Raw genomic sequence first — 14557 nt, forward strand, 5'->3', positions numbered from 1 at the left:
ATTTCCGGAATATCATGCTGGGTTCCGGTATTCGGTGGGCCGAGTCGCGTTCCAAGGTTCGCACCCGTTTCGCCGGTTCGGAAGTCAACTGTGCGCCGATTCTCGCTTTGCCCGAAATCGGTGCGCAGATTTTGTTCAATTTCAGGAATAAACAATGCCAACCATCAACCAACTGGTTCGCAAAGGCCGTCAGTCGGAAACGACGAAGAGCAAGAGCCCGGCCCTGCAGGACTGCCCCCAGCGTCGCGGCGTGTGCACCCGTGTGTACACGACGACGCCGAAGAAGCCGAACTCGGCACTCCGTAAGGTCGCCAAGGTTCGTCTGACGAACGGCTTCGAAGTGATTTCGTACATCGGCGGTGAAGGCCACAACCTGCAGGAACACTCGGTTGTGCTGATCCGCGGCGGCCGTGTGAAGGACTTGCCGGGTGTGCGTTACCACATGGTTCGCGGCTCGCTGGATACCCAGGGCGTCAAGGACCGTAAGCAAGCGCGCTCGAAGTACGGCGCGAAGCGTGCAAAGGCTGCCAAGTAAGCAGTTTTTGATCAGGGATCGCCACAGGGCGGTCAAGGCGGGAGTGCCGGATTGCCGGTGCTGTCGAGTAAGTGGTCACCCGGCCAAGCTGGTTAGTCGTGAAGATGTGATCGGGTTTGTTGGTGGCCGCGGAGCTGGAACCAGCTCCAACTGAACAAGTAAAGGAAGAATCATGCCGCGTCGTCGCGAAGTCCCCAAGCGGGAAGTGTTGCCGGATCCGAAGTTCGGTAACGTTGATGTAGCCAAGTTCATGAACATGCTGATGCTGTCCGGCAAGAAGTCGGTCGCAGAGCGCATCGTTTATGGCGCATTCGAACAAATCCAGACCAAGGGTGGCAAGGACCCGCTGGAAGTGTTCACGGTTGCGCTCAACAACGTCAAGCCGGTGGTCGAAGTGAAGAGCCGTCGCGTTGGTGGTGCCAACTATCAAGTTCCGGTCGAAGTGCGCCCGTCGCGTCGTATGGCATTGGCGATGCGCTGGCTGCGTGAGGCTGCGAAGAAGCGTAGCGAGAAGTCGATGGCCCTGCGCCTGGCAGGTGAACTCTCCGAAGCGGCCGAAGGCCGTGGCGGCGCGATGAAGAAGCGCGACGAAGTTCACCGCATGGCAGAAGCCAACCGCGCGTTCTCGCATTTCCGTTTCTAAGCGCCTGGCTGGGCTTTTAGCGGAAATAAATTCCGGGCGGGTGCGCTTTTCAGGCGCCTCGCCCGTTTGTGTTGAAGCATGATGCAGCAGGGCTGCATCGTGTCATCCCAGTAGAGGATCAAAGTGGCTCGCAAGACTCCTATCGAGCGCTACCGCAATATCGGTATTAGCGCTCACATCGACGCCGGCAAAACGACGACGACCGAGCGCATTCTGTTTTACACCGGTGTGAACCACAAGATCGGTGAAGTCCACGACGGCGCAGCCACGATGGACTGGATGGAGCAGGAACAGGAGCGTGGCATCACGATCACGTCCGCTGCTACCACCGCCTTCTGGAAGGGCATGGGCGGCAACTATCCGGAACACCGCATCAACATCATCGACACCCCGGGCCACGTCGACTTCACGATTGAAGTCGAGCGCTCGATGCGCGTGCTCGACGGCGCGTGCATGGTGTACTGCGCAGTGGGCGGCGTGCAGCCGCAGTCGGAAACGGTGTGGCGCCAGGCTAACAAGTACAAGGTGCCGCGTCTCGCGTTCGTCAACAAGATGGACCGTACCGGCGCGAACTTCTTCAAGGTCTACGACCAGCTCCGTCTGCGCCTGAAGGCGAACCCGGTTCCGGTCGTGGTGCCGATCGGCGCGGAAGAGAACTTCAAGGGCGTCGTCGACCTGATCAAGATGAAGGCGATCATTTGGGACGAAGCGTCGCAAGGCACGAAGTTCGACTACGTCGACATCCCGGCCGAGCTCGCAGAGACCTGCAAGGAATGGCGCGAAAAGATGGTCGAAGTGGCTGCAGAAGCCAACGAAGACCTGATGAACAAGTACCTGGAAGAAGGCGATCTGCCGGAAGCCGACATCGTCAAGGCGCTGCGTGACCGTACGATCGCGTGCGAAATCCAGCCGATGCTGTGCGGTACCGCGTTCAAGAACAAGGGCGTGCAGCGTATGCTCGACGCCGTGATCGACTTCCTGCCGTCGCCGGTCGACATCCCGCCGGTCAAGGGCGAACTCGAAAACGGCGAGTCGGCAGAGCGCCGCGCGTCGGACGACGAGAAGTTCTCGGCACTCGCGTTCAAGATCATGACCGACCCGTTCGTCGGCCAGCTGATCTTCTTCCGCGTGTACTCGGGCGTGGTGAATTCGGGCGACACGCTGCTGAACTCGACGAAGGACAAGAAGGAACGTCTGGGTCGTATTCTGCAGATGCACGCGAACCAGCGCGAAGAAATCAAGGAAGTTCGCGCAGGCGACATCGCTGCTGCGGTCGGCCTGAAGGAAGCGACCACGGGCGACACGCTGTGCGATCCGGCGAACCCGATCATTCTCGAGCGCATGGTGTTCCCGGAGCCGGTGATTTCGCAGGCTGTCGAGCCGAAGACCAAGGCTGACCAGGAAAAGATGGGTCTGGCGCTGAACCGTCTGGCTCAGGAAGATCCGTCGTTCCGCGTGCAGACCGACGAAGAGTCGGGCCAGACCATCATTTCGGGCATGGGCGAGCTCCACCTCGAAATTCTGGTCGACCGGATGAAGCGTGAATTCGGCGTGGAAGCAACGGTCGGCAAGCCGCAGGTTGCCTACCGCGAAACGATCCGTTCGACGGCGAAGGACGTCGACGGCAAGTTCGTCAAGCAGTCGGGTGGTCGCGGCCAGTACGGTCACGCAGTCATCACGCTCGAGCCGAACGAACAAGGCAAGGGCTACGAGTTCTTCGACGAGATCAAGGGTGGTGTGATTCCGCGTGAATACATCCCGGCGGTCGACAAGGGTATCCAGGACACGCTGAAGTCGGGCGTGCTGGCCGGCTTCCCGGTCGTCGACGTGAAGGTTCACCTGACGTTCGGTTCGTACCACGACGTTGACTCGAACGAAAACGCGTTCCGCATGGCCGGTTCGATGGCGTTCAAGGAAGCGATGCGCAAGGCGAACCCGGTCGTCCTCGAGCCGATGATGGCTGTCGAAGTCGAGACGCCGGAAGACTACATGGGCAACGTGATGGGCGACCTGTCGGGCCGTCGCGGTATCGTCCAGGGCATGGAAGACATGGTTGGCGGCGGCAAGATCGTGCGCGCCGAAGTACCGCTGTCGGAAATGTTCGGTTACTCGACGTCGCTGCGTTCGCTGACGCAAGGTCGTGCAACGTACACGATGGAGTTCAAGCACTACGCTGAAGCTCCGCGCAACGTTGCTGACGCGATCATCAGCGCGAAGTCGAAGTAATTCGTTATCTCAATCGATAATTTTTGAAAGAAGAGAATCATGGCAAAAGGTAAATTCGAGCGGACCAAGCCGCACGTGAACGTTGGTACGATTGGTCACGTTGACCACGGCAAGACGACGCTGACGGCAGCGATCACGACGGTTCTGACGAAGAAGTTCGGCGGCGAAGCGAAGGCATACGACCAGATCGACGCGGCACCGGAAGAAAAGGCGCGCGGCATCACGATCAACACGGCACACGTCGAGTACGAAACGGCTAACCGCCACTACGCACACGTCGACTGCCCGGGCCACGCTGACTATGTGAAGAACATGATCACGGGCGCAGCGCAGATGGACGGCGCGATCCTGGTTTGCTCGGCAGCAGACGGCCCGATGCCGCAAACGCGTGAGCACATCCTGCTGGCACGTCAGGTTGGCGTTCCGTACATCATCGTGTTCCTGAACAAGTGCGACATGGTGGACGACGCTGAACTGCTCGAGCTGGTCGAGATGGAAGTTCGCGAACTCCTGTCGAAGTACGACTTCCCGGGCGACGACACGCCGATCGTGAAGGGTTCGGCCAAGCTGGCGCTGGAAGGCGACACGGGCGAGCTGGGCGAAGTGGCGATCATGAGCCTGGCCGACGCGCTGGACACGTACATCCCGACGCCGGAGCGTGCAGTTGACGGCGCGTTCCTGATGCCGGTGGAAGACGTGTTCTCGATCTCGGGCCGTGGTACGGTCGTGACGGGTCGCGTTGAGCGCGGCATCGTGAAGGTCGGCGAAGAAATCGAAATCGTCGGTATCAAGCCGACGGTGAAGACGACCTGCACGGGCGTTGAAATGTTCCGCAAGCTGCTGGACCAAGGTCAAGCAGGCGACAACGTTGGTATCCTGCTGCGCGGCACGAAGCGTGAAGACGTGGAGCGTGGCCAGGTTCTGGCGAAGCCGGGTTCGATCACGCCGCACACGCACTTCACGGCTGAGGTGTACGTGCTGAGCAAGGACGAAGGCGGCCGTCACACGCCGTTCTTCAACAACTACCGTCCGCAGTTCTACTTCCGTACGACGGACGTGACGGGCTCGATCGAGCTGCCGAAGGACAAGGAAATGGTGATGCCGGGCGACAACGTGTCGATCACGGTGAAGCTGATCGCACCGATCGCGATGGAAGAAGGTCTGCGCTTCGCAATCCGCGAAGGCGGCCGTACGGTCGGCGCCGGCGTCGTCGCCAAGATCATCGAGTAATATCGACGATCCGCGGATCCCGACGGGGTCCGCGATTCCGCGGTATGCAGTCCGTACCGTCGAAACCGGGTGTCCAGCTTGCGCTGGCACCCGGTTTTGTTTTTCCGTCACGCGAAAGCGCGGGGCGAGAAACTCGCACCATCGCTCCAGAATTTCGTGTAGAATCGCGGGCTTAGCAGTGGAAGTACCGTCCGGAACCTGATGTCTCGCTCCCCGCAGGCGTCAAGTTTCACGTTCTTTTAGTGTCCGGCGATGCAACATCGCCTCGCTCTTTCCAAGGAATCGTCATGCAGCAACAGAAAATCCGCATTCGCCTGAAGGCATTCGACTATCGTCTGATCGATCAATCGGCTGCCGAGATCGTCGATACCGCGAAGCGGACTGGCGCAATCGTCCGTGGCCCGGTGCCGCTGCCGACGCGCATTCAGCGTTTTGACATCCTGCGTTCGCCGCACGTCAACAAGACGTCGCGCGATCAGCTCGAAATCCGTACCCACCAGCGCCTGATGGACATCGTCGATCCGACCGACAAGACGGTTGACGCGCTGATGAAGCTCGACCTGCCGGCTGGCGTCGACGTGGAAATCAAGCTGCAGTAAGGCTTCCAGCGCCGATCGGCATGCCGGGCGGCGCTAAGTCTTTGTATTGCTTGCGGAAATCGAGAGGTCGGGCTATACTGCTTGGCTTTTCGCGTATTCGCGTAAAAAAGTTGGGCCTTGCGTGCCCGGCATTTTGTAAATCAGCCCCGACCAATCGCAGTCGGGAATGGAGAAAATGATGAGCCTTGGACTCGTAGGTCGCAAGGTTGGCATGACCCGTATCTTCACGGCGGAAGGGGATTCGATTCCCGTCACCGTGCTGGACGTGTCGGACAACCGCGTGACGCAGATCAAGACTGTTGAAACCGACGGCTACACGGCCGTGCAGGTTGCATTCGGCTCCCGTCGTGCCTCGCGCGTGACGAAGCCGCTGGCAGGTCATCTCGCCAAAGCCGGTGTCGAAGCCGGTGAAATCCTCAAGGAATTCCGCATTGACGCGGCCAAGGCAGCTGAGCTGTCGAATGGCGCCGTGGTCGGTGCTGATCTTTTCGAAGTGGGCCAGAAGGTCGACGTGCAAGGCGTGTCGATCGGTAAGGGCTACGCCGGTACGATCAAGCGTTACAACTTCTCCTCCGGCCGTGCCACGCACGGTAACTCGCGCTCGCACAACGTGCCGGGCTCGATCGGTATGGCGCAGGATCCGGGTCGTGTTTTCCCGGGTAAACGCATGACGGGTCACATGGGTGACGTGACGGTGACGGTGCAGAACCTCGAAATCGCCCGTATCGACGCAGAGCGCAAGCTGCTGCTCGTGAAGGGTGCGATTCCGGGCGCGAAGGGCGGCAAGGTCTTCGTGACGCCGGCCGTCAAGACCAAGGGGGCGAAATAATGGAACTCAAGCTCCTGAACGAAAATGGTCAGGAAGGTGCAGTGGTCAACGCATCGGACGTCGTGTTCGGTCGTGACTACAACGAAGCGCTGATCCACCAGGTCGTCGTCGCTTACCAGGCGAATGCTCGCCAGGGTAACCGCGCACAGAAGGACCGTGAGCAAGTCAAGCACACGACGAAGAAGCCGTGGCGCCAGAAGGGTACGGGCCGCGCTCGTGCCGGTATGTCGTCGAGCCCGTTGTGGCGTGGCGGTGGTCGTATCTTCCCGAATTCGCCGGAAGAAAACTTCTCGCACAAGGTCAACAAGAAGATGCATCGCGCAGGTCTCTGCTCGATCTTCTCGCAGCTGGCCCGTGAAGGCCGTCTGTCGGTCGTCGAGGACATCATCCTCGAAGCGCCGAAGACCAAGCTGCTGGCCGAAAAATTCAAGACCATGGGTCTCGACTCCGTGCTGATCATTACGGATACGGTCGACGAGAACCTGTACCTGGCTTCGCGCAACCTGCCGCACGTGGCGATTGTCGAGCCGCGCTACGCTGACCCGCTGTCGCTGATCTACTTCAAGAAAGTGCTGGTCACGAAGGCTGCGGTCGCCCAGATCGAGGAGTTGCTGTCATGAGCGAGATTCGCAAGAACGATCATCGTTTGATGCAGGTCCTGCTCGCGCCGGTGATCTCGGAAAAGGCGACGCTGGTTGCCGACAAGAACGAGCAAGTCGTGTTCGAAGTCGCACCGGATGCCACGAAGCAGGAAGTGAAGGCGGCTGTCGAGCTGCTGTTCAAGGTTGAAGTTGATTCCGTCAACGTGCTGGTTCAGAAGGGCAAGCAGAAGCGCTTTGGCCGTTCGATGGGCCGCCGCAAGGACGTGAAGAAGGCGTACGTTTGCCTGAAGCCCGGCCAGGAAATCAACTTTGAAGCGGAGGCCAAGTAATCATGGCAATCGTTAAAGTTAAGCCGACATCGCCGGGTCGCCGCGCGATGGTCAAGGTGGTCAACAAGAACCTGCACCAGGGCAAGCCGTTCGCGGCACTGCTCGACTCGCAGAGCTCGACCGCCGGCCGTAACAACAACGGTCGTATCACCACGCGTCACAAGGGTGGTGGTCACAAGCAGCACTACCGTATCGTCGATTTCCGTCGCACGAAGGATGGCATTCCGGCAAAGGTCGAGCGTCTCGAGTACGACCCGAACCGTAGCGCGAACATCGCGCTGGTGCTCTACGCAGACGGCGAACGTCGCTACATCATCGCCCCGAAGGGCCTGACCGTCGGCCAACAGCTGATGTCGGGTTCGGAAGCGCCGATCCGTGCAGGCAACACGCTGCCGATCCGCAACATTCCGGTCGGTACGACGATCCACTGCATCGAGATGCTGCCGGGCAAGGGCGCGCAAATGGCGCGTTCGGCTGGTACGTCGGCCATGCTGCTCGCCCGTGAAGGCGTCTACGCGCAGGTTCGTCTGCGTTCGGGCGAAATCCGCCGCGTGCACATCGAGTGCCGTGCAACGATCGGTGAAGTCGGCAACGAAGAGCATAGCCTGCGCCAGATCGGCAAGGCTGGCGCGAACCGCTGGCGCGGTATCCGCCCGACGGTGCGTGGCGTTGCGATGAACCCGGTTGATCACCCGCACGGTGGTGGTGAGGGCAAGACGGCTGCAGGTCGCGATCCGGTTAGCCCGTGGGGTACGCCGGCTAAGGGTTATCGCACCCGTAGCAACAAGCGCACGACGACGATGATCGTCCAGCGCCGTCACAAGCGTTAAGGAGTAGGCAATGGCACGTTCTGTTAAAAAAGGTCCGTTCTGCGACGCCCATTTGCTGAAGAAAGTTGAGGCGGCTGCAGCTTCGCGCGACAAAAAGCCGATCAAGACCTGGTCGCGTCGCTCGACGATTCTGCCGGATTTCATCGGCCTGACGATCGCTGTTCACAACGGCCGTCAACACGTTCCGGTGTACATCTCGGAAAACATGGTCGGCCACAAGCTTGGCGAGTTCGCACTGACCCGTACGTTCAAGGGTCACGCAGCCGACAAGAAGGCCAAGAAATAAGGGGCAATCAAGATGGAAGTGAAAGCAATTCATCGCGGTGCCCGCATCTCGGCGCAGAAAACGCGCCTTGTGGCTGACCAGATCCGCGGTTTGCCGGTCGACAAGGCGCTGAACGTTCTGACGTTCTCGCCGAAGAAGGCGGCTGGCATCGTGAAGAAGGTTGTGCTGTCGGCAATCGCGAATGCGGAGCACAACGAAGGCGCTGATATCGACGAGCTCAAGATCAAGAGCATCTACGTCGACAAGGCTGCATCGCTCAAGCGTTTCACCGCGCGCGCCAAGGGCCGCGGTAACCGCATCGAGAAGCAATCCTGTCACATCACTGTGACGGTCGGGAATTAAGGAGCCATACGATGGGACAGAAAATTCATCCGACTGGCTTCCGCCTGGCTGTCAGCCGCAATTGGGCTTCGCGTTGGTACGCGAACAACAACAATTTCGCGGCGATGCTGCAGGAAGACATCGGTGTTCGTGAATACCTGAAGAAGAAGCTGAAGAACGCTTCGGTCGGTCGGGTCGTCATCGAGCGTCCGGCGAAGAACGCGCGCATCACGATTTACAGCTCGCGTCCGGGTGTGGTCATCGGCAAGAAGGGCGAGGATATCGAGCAGCTGAAGACGGAACTGCAACGCCGCATGGGCGTTCCGGTTCACGTCAACATCGAAGAAATCCGCAAGCCGGAAACCGATGCTCAGCTGATCGCTGACTCGATCACGCAACAGCTCGAGCGCCGGATCATGTTCCGTCGCGCGATGAAGCGTGCGATGCAGAACGCGATGCGTCTGGGTGCCCAAGGCATCAAGATCATGAGCGCTGGCCGTCTGAACGGTATCGAAATCGCTCGTACGGAGTGGTATCGCGAAGGTCGCGTGCCCCTTCACACGCTGCGTGCTGATATCGACTACGCGACCTCGGAAGCGAAGACGACCTACGGGATCATCGGCGTCAAGGTGTGGGTTTACAAGGGCGATACGCTCGGCCGCAACGACGCACCGGTGGTGGAAGAAGTAGCCGAAGACAAGCGTCCGCGTCGCAATGCGCGTCCGGGCGACCGTCGTCCGCGCCGTGACGGCGAAGGCGGCGCTCCGGGTGCTCGTCGTGGCGCACCGCGCCGCGGCGCCGGCAAGCCCGAAGACGGCAAGACTGGAGAATAACGATGCTGCAACCGAAACGCAGAAAGTATCGTAAAGAGCAGAAAGGTCGTAACACCGGCAAGGCGACGCGCGGCAACGCAGTGTCGTTCGGTGAATTCGGCCTGAAGGCTATCGGTCGCGGTCGTCTGACCGCACGCCAGATTGAAGCGGCGCGTCGTGCAATGACGCGTCACATCAAGCGTGGCGGCCGCATCTGGATCCGGATCTTCCCGGACAAGCCGATTTCGCAGAAGCCGGCCGAAGTGCGTATGGGTAACGGTAAGGGTAACCCGGAGTACTACGTCGCCGAGATTCAGCCGGGCAAGATGCTCTATGAAATGGACGGCGTAACCGAAGAACTGGCACGCGAAGCGTTCCGTCTGGCTGCAGCCAAGCTGCCGCTGAAGACGGCGTTCATCGTGCGCCAGCTCGGCGCCTAAGGAGAAAATATGAAGGCTTCCGAACTTCTCCAGAAAGACCAGGCCGCGCTCAACAAGGAGCTGGCGGACCTGCTGAAGGCGCAATTCGGCCTGCGCATGCAACTCGCGACCCAGCAGCTCACGAACACGAGCCAGCTGAAGAAGGTTCGTCGCGACATCGCACGTGTGCGGACCGTCATGACTCAGAAGGCGAACCAGAAATGAACGATAGCGTGAAAACCTCGCTGAAGCGGACGCTGGTCGGTCGGGTCGTCAGCAACAAGATGGACAAGACCGTCACCGTGCTGATCGAGCACCGCGTCAAGCACCCGATCTACGGCAAGTATGTCGTGCGTTCGAAGAAGTACCACGCGCACGATGAAGCGAACACCTACAACGAAGGCGATCTCGTCGAAATCCAGGAAACTCGTCCTGTTTCGAAGACGAAGGCCTGGACGGTGTCGCGCCTCGTCGAAGCAGCTCGCGTCATCTAAGCGGGCAGCGCAGTAGGCAGTAACAGGCACTTCTCCGCGAAGTGCTTGAAATCGCAAAGTATTTGCTTGCGTGACCAGGATTATTTGTTATAATCCTGGTCTTCCCTCTTTATGGGAGCCCCGTCGCGGGCGAAGTTGGTGGGGGAAGCGGACTGGCGCCTGCCTGTCCGAAAGATTCACCGAATTGCGATGGCGGGTTTCGTTTGCCGTCGCTGCTGTTCCAACCCAAGCAGCCGATTGGCTGACGGGACCAAGACTGACCGAATGCATCATGGTGGTGCATCCGGATTAAGTTGGGAAAGACAAACCATGATCCAGACCGAATCTCGGCTCGAAGTAGCCGACAACACGGGTGCACGTGAAGTCCTGTGCATCAAGGTGCTCGGCGGCTCGAAGCGTCGTTATGCCGGCATTGGCGACATCATCAAGGTGAGCGTCAAAGAGGCAACGCCGCGCGGGCGCGTGAAGAAAGGCGAAATTTACAACGCCGTGGTGGTCCGCACTGCCAAGGGCGTGCGCCGTCAAGACGGCTCGCTGATCAAGTTCGACGGCAACGCCGCTGTGCTTTTGAATAACAAGCTCGAGCCGATCGGCACCCGTATTTTCGGGCCGGTCACGCGTGAGCTGCGTAGCGAACGATTCATGAAGATCGTTTCGCTGGCGCCGGAAGTGCTGTAAGGAGTCGCGATGAACAAGATTCGCAAAGGTGACGAAGTCATCGTCGTCACTGGCAAGGACAAGGGCAAGCGCGGCGTCGTGCTGGCTGTCGGTGCAGAGCATGTGACGGTTGAAGGTATCAACCTCGTCAAGAAGCATGTGAAGCCGAACCCGATGAAGGGTACGACGGGCGGCGTGGAAGCGAAGACGATGCCCCTGCATATTTCGAACGTCGCACTGGTCGACGCGAATGGCAAGGCGTCGCGTGTTGGCATCAAGGTCGAGGAAGGCAAGAAGGTTCGCTTCCTGAAGACGACCGGTGCTGTACTGAGCGCCTGACGCAGCGGAGTAAAAAATGGCTCGTTTTCAAGAGTTTTACAAAGAAAAGGTTGTGCCCGGCCTGATCGAGAAGTTCGGTTACAAGTCGGTCATGGAAGTGCCGCGCATCACCAAGATCACGCTGAACATGGGTCTTGGCGAAGCGATCGCTGACAAGAAGATCATCGAGAACGCCGTTGGCGACCTCACGAAGATCGCTGGTCAGAAGCCGGTCGTGACCAAGGCACGCAAGGCAATCGCAGGCTTCAAGATCCGCCAGGGTTACCCGATCGGCGCGATGGTGACGCTGCGTGGCCAAGCGATGTACGAATTCCTCGACCGTTTCGTGACGGTTGCCCTGCCCCGCGTGCGTGACTTCCGCGGCGTGTCGGGTCGTGCTTTCGATGGCCGTGGCAACTACAACATCGGTGTGAAAGAGCAGATCATTTTCCCCGAAATCGACTACGACAAGATCGACGCACTGCGTGGGCTGAACATCAGCATCACGACGACTGCGAAGACCGACGACGAAGCAAAGGCTCTGCTCGCCAGCTTCAAGTTCCCGTTCAGAAACTGAGGTTACCGTGGCTAAACTGGCACTGATCGAACGTGAAAAGAAGCGCGCCCGCCTGGTCGCGAAGTTCGCAGCAAAGCGCGATGCGCTGAAGGCGATCGTCGAAGACCAAAGCAAGTCGGAAGAAGAGCGCTACGAAGCACGCCTTGAGCTGCAGCAACTGCCCCGCAACGCAAACCCGACCCGCCAGCGTAACCGCTGCGCGATCACGGGCCGTCCGCGTGGCACGTTCCGTAAATTCGGCCTCGCGCGTAACAAGATTCGTGAAATCGCATTCCGTGGCGAGATTCCTGGCCTGACCAAGGCGAGCTGGTAATAGGAGAAACGTAAATGAGCATGAGTGATCCTATCGCCGATATGCTGACTCGCATCCGCAACGGGCAGATGGTCGAGAAGGTATCGGTGTCGATGCCCTCGTCGAAAGTCAAGGTTGCAATCGCGCAAGTCCTGAAAGACGAAGGCTATATCGACGATTTCGCCGTGAAGGCGGAAGGTGCGAAGTCCGAACTGAATATCGCGCTGAAGTACTACGCTGGCCGTCCGGTCATCGAACGCATCGAACGCGTGTCGAAGCCTGGCCTGCGCGTGTACCGCGGCCGTAACGACATCCCGCAGGTCATGAATGGCCTCGGTGTGGCAATCGTGTCGACGCCGAAGGGCGTGATGACCGACCGCAAGGCGCGCGCTACCGGCGTCGGCGGCGAAGTCATCTGCTACGTCGCTTAAAGCCGAGGAGAGAGAAACATGTCTCGAGTAGGTAAGAGCCCGATCGCGCTGCAAGGCGCGGAAGTCAAGCTGGCCGACGGTGCGATCACCGTCAAGGGCCCGCTGGGCACCATCACGCAAGCGATCAATCCGCTCGTGAACGTGGCGAACAACGACGGCACGCTGAACCTGTCGCCGGTGGACGAAAGCCGCGAAGCAAATGCACTGTCGGGCACGATGCGCGCGATTATCGCGAATGCCGTGCACGGCGTGACCAAGGGTTTCGAGCGCAAGCTGACGCTGGTTGGCGTCGGTTATCGTGCGCAAGCGCAAGGCGACAAGCTGAACCTGTCGCTGGGTTTCTCGCACCCGGTGGTGCACCAGATGCCGGAAGGCGTCAAGGCAGAAACCCCGACGCAAACCGAAATCGTGATCAAGGGGATCAACAAACAACAAGTCGGTCAAGTGGCTGCGGAAGTTCGCGGTTACCGTCCGCCGGAACCCTACAAGGGCAAGGGCGTGCGCTATTCCGACGAGGTTGTGATCCTCAAAGAAACGAAGAAGAAGTAAGGGTGCGCAATCATGGATAAGACTCAATCTCGCCTGCGCCGCGCTCGCCAGACGCGTATCAAGATCGCTGAGCTGCAGGTCGCGCGTCTCGCCGTGCATCGCACGAACACGCACATCTACGCTCAAGTGTTCTCGCCGTGCGGCACCAAGGTGCTCGCCAGCGCGTCGACGCTCGAAGCAGAAGTGCGCGCAGAACTGGCCGACAAGTCGGGCAAGGGCGGCAACGTCAATGCCGCGACGCTGATCGGCAAGCGTATTGCCGAAAAGGCAAAGGCTGCCGGCATCGAATCCGTCGCCTTCGACCGCTCGGGCTTCCGCTACCACGGCCGCGTCAAGGCGCTGGCTGAGGCAGCTCGCGAAGCTGGGCTCAAGTTCTAAGGAAGGAATTCGTCATGGCAAAGATGCAAGCGAAAGTTCAGGCTGACGAGCGCGACGACGGCCTTCGCGAAAAGATGATTTCGGTCAATCGCGTGACCAAGGTCGTGAAGGGTGGCCGTATTCTCGGCTTCGCCGCACTGACCGTGGTTGGCGACGGTGACGGCCGCATCGGTATGGGCAAGGGCAAGGCGAAGGAAGTGCCGGTCGCTGTCCAGAAGGCAATGGAACAAGCTCGCCGCAACATGTTCAAGGTGCCGCTCAAGAACGGCACGCTGCAACACGAAGTGCACGGCAAGCATGGCGCATCCGCTGTCCTCCTCGCTCCGGCGAAGGCAGGTACGGGCGTGATCGCCGGCGGCCCGATGCGCGCAGTGTTCGACGTGATGGGCGTTCAGAACGTCGTGGCAAAGAGCCACGGTTCGACGAACCCGTACAACCTCGTTCGCGCCACGCTGGACGGTCTGCGCAAGCAGTCCACCCCGGCAGACATCGCGGCGAAGCGCGGCAAGTCCGTCGAAGAAATTTTGGGCTAAGCCCGGGTGGTCACCATGTCTGAAAAAACTGTCAAGGTTCAGCTCGTTAAGAGCCTGATCGGGACCCGCGAATCGCACCGCGCGACCGTGCGTGGCCTGGGCCTGCGCCGACTCAACTCGGTCAGCGAGCTTCAGGACACGCCGGCGGTCCGCGGCATGATCAACAAGGTCTCGTACCTCGTTAAGGTCATCGCGTAAGCGGCCCTACGGATCAAGGAGTTGATATGGAATTGAATAACCTGAAGCCGGCAGCTGGCGCCAAGCACGCCAAGCGTCGCGTCGGCCGTGGCATCGGTTCGGGCCTCGGCAAGACGGCTGGCCGTGGTCACAAGGGTCAGAAATCGCGTTCGGGCGGCTTCCACAAAGTCGGTTTCGAAGGCGGTCAGATGCCGCTGCAACGTCGTCTGCCGAAGCGCGGCTTCACGTCGCTGACGAAGGAATTCGTCGGTGAAGTGCGCCTGAGCGACCTCGAGAAGCTGCCGGTCGATGAGATCGATCTGCTCGCACTGAAGCAAGCCGGCCTGGTCGGCGAGCTGACGAAGAGCGCAAAGATCATCGCGACGGGCGAACTGAAGCGCAAGATCGTCGTGAAGGGTCTCGGTGCCACCAAGGGTGCGCGCGCTGCGATCGAAGCGGCTGGCGGTTCGTTCGCCGAGTGACACGCGTA

General features: G+C 59.8%; 25 protein-coding genes. All 25 read left to right on the forward strand.

Features of this window, described 5'->3' with window-relative positions:
- Nucleotides 1-154 precede the first annotated feature (154 nt).
- Nucleotides 155-535 carry a 30S ribosomal protein S12 gene (gene rpsL / locus CFB39_RS01555; protein WP_006400662.1) on the forward strand — a complete coding sequence of 127 codons (381 nt, stop codon included), beginning with the start codon at nt 155-157 and terminating at the stop codon, nt 533-535.
- A gap of 172 nt (nt 536-707) precedes the next feature.
- Nucleotides 708-1178: a 30S ribosomal protein S7 gene (gene rpsG, locus CFB39_RS01560; protein WP_006477195.1), complete on the forward strand. Its 471-nt coding sequence runs from the start codon at nt 708-710 to the stop codon at nt 1176-1178.
- A 123-nt stretch (nt 1179-1301) separates the two neighbouring features.
- Nucleotides 1302-3404, forward strand: a complete 2103-nt coding sequence (gene fusA, locus CFB39_RS01565; protein ID WP_089472003.1) for an elongation factor G — start codon at nt 1302-1304, stop codon at nt 3402-3404.
- Nucleotides 3405-3443: 39 nt separating this feature from the next.
- A complete protein-coding gene (tuf, locus tag CFB39_RS01570) occupies nt 3444-4634 on the forward strand; it encodes an elongation factor Tu (RefSeq protein WP_011350666.1) in 1191 nt (396 codons plus the stop codon).
- 287 nt (nt 4635-4921) lie between these two features.
- The gene (gene rpsJ, locus CFB39_RS01575) at nt 4922-5233 is read left to right on the forward strand and encodes a 30S ribosomal protein S10 (protein WP_004199280.1); all 312 of its coding nucleotides are present in this window, start codon (nt 4922-4924) and stop codon (nt 5231-5233) included.
- A 178-nt stretch (nt 5234-5411) separates the two neighbouring features.
- Nucleotides 5412-6062, forward strand: coding sequence for a 50S ribosomal protein L3 (gene rplC, locus CFB39_RS01580; RefSeq protein ID WP_006482922.1), 651 nt, complete (start codon nt 5412-5414; stop codon nt 6060-6062).
- On the forward strand, nt 6062-6682 hold the full coding sequence (rplD, locus tag CFB39_RS01585; protein ID WP_011350675.1) for a 50S ribosomal protein L4: 621 nt from the start codon (nt 6062-6064) through the stop codon (nt 6680-6682). Before rplC ends, rplD begins: the two co-directional genes overlap by 1 nt.
- Entirely contained in the window at nt 6679-6993 is a 315-nt protein-coding gene (gene rplW, locus CFB39_RS01590; protein ID WP_004199275.1) for a 50S ribosomal protein L23, read from the forward strand. Before rplD ends, rplW begins: the two co-directional genes overlap by 4 nt.
- Before the next feature lie 2 nt (nt 6994-6995).
- Nucleotides 6996-7823, forward strand: coding sequence for a 50S ribosomal protein L2 (rplB, locus tag CFB39_RS01595; RefSeq protein ID WP_006482900.1), 828 nt, complete (start codon nt 6996-6998; stop codon nt 7821-7823).
- A 10-nt stretch (nt 7824-7833) separates the two neighbouring features.
- Nucleotides 7834-8109: a 30S ribosomal protein S19 gene (rpsS, locus tag CFB39_RS01600; protein WP_004199273.1), complete on the forward strand. Its 276-nt coding sequence runs from the start codon at nt 7834-7836 to the stop codon at nt 8107-8109.
- A gap of 12 nt (nt 8110-8121) precedes the next feature.
- The gene (gene rplV, locus CFB39_RS01605) at nt 8122-8451 is read left to right on the forward strand and encodes a 50S ribosomal protein L22 (RefSeq protein ID WP_004199272.1); all 330 of its coding nucleotides are present in this window, start codon (nt 8122-8124) and stop codon (nt 8449-8451) included.
- Between the two features lie 11 nt (nt 8452-8462).
- Nucleotides 8463-9263, forward strand: coding sequence for a 30S ribosomal protein S3 (rpsC, locus tag CFB39_RS01610; RefSeq protein ID WP_006482899.1), 801 nt, complete (start codon nt 8463-8465; stop codon nt 9261-9263).
- Nucleotides 9264-9265: 2 nt separating this feature from the next.
- The gene (gene rplP / locus CFB39_RS01615) at nt 9266-9682 is read left to right on the forward strand and encodes a 50S ribosomal protein L16 (protein WP_006482873.1); all 417 of its coding nucleotides are present in this window, start codon (nt 9266-9268) and stop codon (nt 9680-9682) included.
- Between the two features lie 9 nt (nt 9683-9691).
- The gene (gene rpmC, locus CFB39_RS01620; RefSeq protein ID WP_006400652.1) at nt 9692-9886 is read left to right on the forward strand and encodes a 50S ribosomal protein L29; all 195 of its coding nucleotides are present in this window, start codon (nt 9692-9694) and stop codon (nt 9884-9886) included.
- Entirely contained in the window at nt 9883-10155 is a 273-nt protein-coding gene (gene rpsQ / locus CFB39_RS01625; RefSeq protein ID WP_006477189.1) for a 30S ribosomal protein S17, read from the forward strand. The genes rpmC and rpsQ overlap by 4 nt, the downstream gene beginning before the upstream one ends.
- Before the next feature lie 309 nt (nt 10156-10464).
- A complete protein-coding gene (gene rplN / locus CFB39_RS01630) occupies nt 10465-10833 on the forward strand; it encodes a 50S ribosomal protein L14 (RefSeq protein WP_006482918.1) in 369 nt (122 codons plus the stop codon).
- 9 nt (nt 10834-10842) lie between these two features.
- Nucleotides 10843-11151, forward strand: a complete 309-nt coding sequence (rplX, locus tag CFB39_RS01635; RefSeq protein WP_006477187.1) for a 50S ribosomal protein L24 — start codon at nt 10843-10845, stop codon at nt 11149-11151.
- A gap of 16 nt (nt 11152-11167) precedes the next feature.
- Nucleotides 11168-11707: a 50S ribosomal protein L5 gene (gene rplE, locus CFB39_RS01640; protein ID WP_006477186.1), complete on the forward strand. Its 540-nt coding sequence runs from the start codon at nt 11168-11170 to the stop codon at nt 11705-11707.
- 7 nt (nt 11708-11714) lie between these two features.
- Nucleotides 11715-12020: a 30S ribosomal protein S14 gene (gene rpsN, locus CFB39_RS01645; RefSeq protein ID WP_011350676.1), complete on the forward strand. Its 306-nt coding sequence runs from the start codon at nt 11715-11717 to the stop codon at nt 12018-12020.
- 14 nt (nt 12021-12034) lie between these two features.
- Complete coding sequence (rpsH, locus tag CFB39_RS01650; protein ID WP_011350677.1) at nt 12035-12430, forward strand: 30S ribosomal protein S8; 396 nt, start codon at nt 12035-12037, stop codon at nt 12428-12430.
- Nucleotides 12431-12448: 18 nt separating this feature from the next.
- A complete protein-coding gene (rplF, locus tag CFB39_RS01655) occupies nt 12449-12979 on the forward strand; it encodes a 50S ribosomal protein L6 (protein ID WP_006758786.1) in 531 nt (176 codons plus the stop codon).
- 12 nt (nt 12980-12991) lie between these two features.
- Nucleotides 12992-13357 carry a 50S ribosomal protein L18 gene (rplR, locus tag CFB39_RS01660; RefSeq protein ID WP_006477183.1) on the forward strand — a complete coding sequence of 122 codons (366 nt, stop codon included), beginning with the start codon at nt 12992-12994 and terminating at the stop codon, nt 13355-13357.
- A gap of 14 nt (nt 13358-13371) precedes the next feature.
- Nucleotides 13372-13890 carry a 30S ribosomal protein S5 gene (rpsE, locus tag CFB39_RS01665; protein ID WP_006482895.1) on the forward strand — a complete coding sequence of 173 codons (519 nt, stop codon included), beginning with the start codon at nt 13372-13374 and terminating at the stop codon, nt 13888-13890.
- Nucleotides 13891-13905: 15 nt separating this feature from the next.
- Nucleotides 13906-14088: a 50S ribosomal protein L30 gene (gene rpmD, locus CFB39_RS01670; RefSeq protein ID WP_006400644.1), complete on the forward strand. Its 183-nt coding sequence runs from the start codon at nt 13906-13908 to the stop codon at nt 14086-14088.
- Between the two features lie 26 nt (nt 14089-14114).
- Nucleotides 14115-14549 (forward strand): 50S ribosomal protein L15, encoded by a 435-nt coding sequence (gene rplO, locus CFB39_RS01675; protein ID WP_006477180.1) that lies wholly within the window; start codon nt 14115-14117, stop codon nt 14547-14549.
- Nucleotides 14550-14557: the final 8 nt, after the last annotated feature.

It is taken from the genome of Burkholderia sp. AU6039 (assembly GCF_002223365.1).
In the GTDB taxonomy this organism is placed as follows: domain Bacteria; phylum Pseudomonadota; class Gammaproteobacteria; order Burkholderiales; family Burkholderiaceae; genus Burkholderia.

Bases quoted from the DNA above. Each gene is read 5' to 3' on its own strand.
- rpsL (WP_006400662.1), top strand. From the start codon at position 155: ATGCCAACCATCAACCAACTGGTTCGCAAAGGCCGTCAGTCGGAAACG.
- rpsG (WP_006477195.1), top strand. From the start codon at position 708: ATGCCGCGTCGTCGCGAAGTCCCCAAGCGGGAAGTGTTGCCGGATCCG.
- tuf (WP_011350666.1), top strand. From the start codon at position 3,444: ATGGCAAAAGGTAAATTCGAGCGGACCAAGCCGCACGTGAACGTTGGT.
- rpsJ (WP_004199280.1), top strand. From the start codon at position 4,922: ATGCAGCAACAGAAAATCCGCATTCGCCTGAAGGCATTCGACTATCGT.
- rplC (WP_006482922.1), top strand. From the start codon at position 5,412: ATGAGCCTTGGACTCGTAGGTCGCAAGGTTGGCATGACCCGTATCTTC.
- rplD (WP_011350675.1), top strand. From the start codon at position 6,062: ATGGAACTCAAGCTCCTGAACGAAAATGGTCAGGAAGGTGCAGTGGTC.
- rplW (WP_004199275.1), top strand. From the start codon at position 6,679: ATGAGCGAGATTCGCAAGAACGATCATCGTTTGATGCAGGTCCTGCTC.
- rplB (WP_006482900.1), top strand. From the start codon at position 6,996: ATGGCAATCGTTAAAGTTAAGCCGACATCGCCGGGTCGCCGCGCGATG.
- rpsS (WP_004199273.1), top strand. From the start codon at position 7,834: ATGGCACGTTCTGTTAAAAAAGGTCCGTTCTGCGACGCCCATTTGCTG.
- rplV (WP_004199272.1), top strand. From the start codon at position 8,122: ATGGAAGTGAAAGCAATTCATCGCGGTGCCCGCATCTCGGCGCAGAAA.
- rpsC (WP_006482899.1), top strand. From the start codon at position 8,463: ATGGGACAGAAAATTCATCCGACTGGCTTCCGCCTGGCTGTCAGCCGC.
- rplP (WP_006482873.1), top strand. From the start codon at position 9,266: ATGCTGCAACCGAAACGCAGAAAGTATCGTAAAGAGCAGAAAGGTCGT.
- rpmC (WP_006400652.1), top strand. From the start codon at position 9,692: ATGAAGGCTTCCGAACTTCTCCAGAAAGACCAGGCCGCGCTCAACAAG.
- rpsQ (WP_006477189.1), top strand. From the start codon at position 9,883: ATGAACGATAGCGTGAAAACCTCGCTGAAGCGGACGCTGGTCGGTCGG.
- rplN (WP_006482918.1), top strand. From the start codon at position 10,465: ATGATCCAGACCGAATCTCGGCTCGAAGTAGCCGACAACACGGGTGCA.
- rplX (WP_006477187.1), top strand. From the start codon at position 10,843: ATGAACAAGATTCGCAAAGGTGACGAAGTCATCGTCGTCACTGGCAAG.
- rplE (WP_006477186.1), top strand. From the start codon at position 11,168: ATGGCTCGTTTTCAAGAGTTTTACAAAGAAAAGGTTGTGCCCGGCCTG.
- rpsH (WP_011350677.1), top strand. From the start codon at position 12,035: ATGAGCATGAGTGATCCTATCGCCGATATGCTGACTCGCATCCGCAAC.
- rplF (WP_006758786.1), top strand. From the start codon at position 12,449: ATGTCTCGAGTAGGTAAGAGCCCGATCGCGCTGCAAGGCGCGGAAGTC.
- rplR (WP_006477183.1), top strand. From the start codon at position 12,992: ATGGATAAGACTCAATCTCGCCTGCGCCGCGCTCGCCAGACGCGTATC.
- rpsE (WP_006482895.1), top strand. From the start codon at position 13,372: ATGGCAAAGATGCAAGCGAAAGTTCAGGCTGACGAGCGCGACGACGGC.
- rpmD (WP_006400644.1), top strand. From the start codon at position 13,906: ATGTCTGAAAAAACTGTCAAGGTTCAGCTCGTTAAGAGCCTGATCGGG.
- rplO (WP_006477180.1), top strand. From the start codon at position 14,115: ATGGAATTGAATAACCTGAAGCCGGCAGCTGGCGCCAAGCACGCCAAG.